Raw genomic sequence first — 3096 nt, forward strand, 5'->3', positions numbered from 1 at the left:
TTCGTTATTCATACCTCCTGTTGGTTGCATATCTTTACTGGACACATCAAAAGGAAGAGCATAGTCTTTATTATTGATATTATTTACTATTCTTTGTTTTGCCTCTGTTTCTGTTGTAGGATAATTGGTCTGAGTTTTAGAGATCATTATTCCGTTCTCTTTTACCTCTGTTTCTAATGGAATACCCACCATATTCTTGCCCGTAAGATAAGAGTTGGACTTTTCAGCGGCGTATTTGTAATGTTGAGAATTCAGTATATCCCCATTTCCATTTTTTAATGTTTGGCTTGTTGGAAATGTATGCTGTGGAGGATTGGAATATGCTGCCACCTGCTCTGTTATAGTGGTAGGCACATTATTAATATAATCTGTTGTTTTGGTTTTCACATTTTTAATCCACATATTGTTAATATTAAAATCTACTTTGTTGAAGAAATAAAATCCGGTTGGTCCTAATACAGATGAATTAGTCCTGTCTATTTTTTTAACCTGAATTTCCAAACCTTTTGATATAACGCTGCTACTAAATCCCGGATATGGATTCATGGTAGCATCTTTGTTAAAATAATTGTCATAACCGTATTCCATTTCAGTGTTCCTTACTATATTTCCAGCACTATCATATAATTTTTCTTCCTGTAAAAGCCCCCTATCCAATTCTTGAACAGGATAAGAAACGTTAATAGGTGACCAAGGATCATATAAGATAGTAGTCGGATCATTTTTATATTTGTATTCCTTTTTATAATTTGCAGCAGGATTTAGAGAAGATTCATAGATCTCCTGAACATATTCATATCCTACAGCTTTTCCTCTTACGGTATTGATCTGCCATCCGGGATTATTAATCCTGCTCAGGTATCGCATATATCTTCCCGGACCTAAAGGTGTCAGCTTACGAGGCAGATCAAATTCCTGATATTTTAAAGCAACAAATTGCTCTTCTCCATGGTTGATTCCACTGGACTGATTGGTGTCAGGATTTATATAGGCATATTTTCTGACAATTTTCCCAGCATCCACTGAATTGGATTCAATTTGTTTTATCCTGATATTACCCGTTTTTCTAACATCTGAATTTGTTATCACATATTCATTTAGCCAATTGTATTTAGCCTTTATTATTCTGGTGCCGGTTGGTGGGATTGGAGCACCATCAATAGATGTTTCATATACTTTTAGCCTGTAAATACCAGGATCATCACTAATAGGACGGTCAATTGTTTTTGTGCAAACAGCTCCATCACCTTTTTTAGTAAATTGTCCGGAACTGTTTTTTTTCCATAATTCCCATTGAGGAGTACTCGAAGTAACTGGAATTTGTGAATTTTCAGCACATTTAGAATCATATAAAATAATACTCTGGTTATAAATAGGAAAACCATTATCTAAAATTTCAAATTCAAGATAAGGCATGTATAAATCAGCTTCTTCTGATTCACGTGATTCATAACCATATACAGAACCAACATCTTCAAATAATTTATAATCATCTGCTTCGTAAGTAATTTGTGTATAGCCTCCCGTTGGATATTTTATTTTTTTCAGATTTCCAATTACCCCGAAATTAAAGTCCGGTTGCTTGTCTGCTCCCAAGTATACTCTTACTCTTGTATCTATGATTTTCTTTGTTTTTACCGTAGGTATGGGAGAGTTATTAGGTTTTCCGTTATACACGCCCCAAAAATCCTGTGAAAAAGACAATCGGTGTGGTAAAAACTGGTTCTCTTCATCACCATAATATGTCAAACCATATTCCCCGTTTGATAAATTATCCCTGACTTTTATAAGTTTTAGACGCTTATACATATCTGGAGTATTAGCATATGACGAATTTCCATAAAGCACTGGAGAAGAGTCATTTGTTATAAAATAATCGTAAACTAAAGATATATCTCTTATAGTATGGTTATTATTGTCTTTTACTACTACTTTTGTCAGGTAAACTTCACCGTTTAAGTCTTGTCTTATATTTTCAGTAAATCCTTCCGGATCATTATTATAGTAAAATAATACTTTTCCTTCGTCAAAATTGATTTGTGTAAGAGCTTTATCTAAAGAATGGGTTTTATTGACACATCTGTCAGGAGGTAATATAAGCGGATCAAAACTGGCCGTGTCATATGGAACCCAGTATCGATCGATATTATCTTGTTCCATAATAGAAGTTACATACGTGGAATTGGTAGTTTTTTGATAGGAGTAAGTAATTTCTTTATTATTGGGAAATTTTATTCTCTCAATTTTATAATTAGGCTGATAATCAATTTCAATCGGTATTACTTTAGGATCACAAGTACTGGTATTTTCGATAGTTCCTGATCCTTCCAAATTATTGTTATTGAAATAATAAAAATTTCCTTTTTCATCAGTCATTTCCATGCCATCTATTTTAACACCATAGTTGCTTATCGGCTTTATTTTGATCATATTGAAAGGACGTGGTATTCCAAATGTTCCACTGTAATCCAAAATAAATTGACCGCTTCCATTTAATAAACTATAAGAGTATATATCAGGTTTCTGATCATAAACAAGATCATTATTAAAGCTTCTTTGGCCAACTGCACTCAATGCAATTCCACAAGGATCAGTAAAAGGATAGACAGGCCCTTTCTGACAAGGCTCAATTATTTCGCCTCTAAGAATAGGTTTTTCAGCTCTCTTATCCATATCTCCCATAATTTGTTGAGATAAATGAGGGCCTGTATTTAATGCCCAACCTAATCCCACACGACTAGCAATTTCACTAACCTTAACTCCTGTAGTTGTATATTGTAATTGAATGGGGATTTTTTCTCCATCCATATCTATGGTATATATAGGAATGGTAAAATCAGCAACTCCTGTAAAATTTCCTGGCGGAATATCTATGTGCTTAGAGAGAGATCCTGCATCAGGAGTTTTTGGATATATATCTATGGTTGGAGTAAACGATACATTTTGACTTGAAAGTGTATTTGCCATTAATATGACAAAAGTTAATGTACTTATCTTTCTCATAATTATTATTTCTTCACAATTTTAGTTGATACTTTTTTGTTTTTGGTTGTTGCGGTCACCACATACACACCTTGCGGAAGAGCACTCGTATTA

At 33.7% G+C, this 3096-nt stretch carries 2 protein-coding genes; both read right to left on the reverse strand.

Translation table 11 applies throughout. From position 1 onward, the window contains the following. The coding region (locus AC2A1C_RS15705; RefSeq protein ID WP_484026874.1) for a hypothetical protein at window positions 1-3003 on the reverse strand (3003 nt) is incomplete at its 3' end. 5 nt (window positions 3004-3008) lie between these two features. Beyond that, the coding region (locus AC2A1C_RS15710) for a T9SS type A sorting domain-containing protein (RefSeq protein WP_484026873.1) at window positions 3009-3096 on the reverse strand (88 nt) is incomplete at its 5' end.

Source organism: Chryseobacterium sp. HNCC26DJ241 (assembly GCF_057180505.1).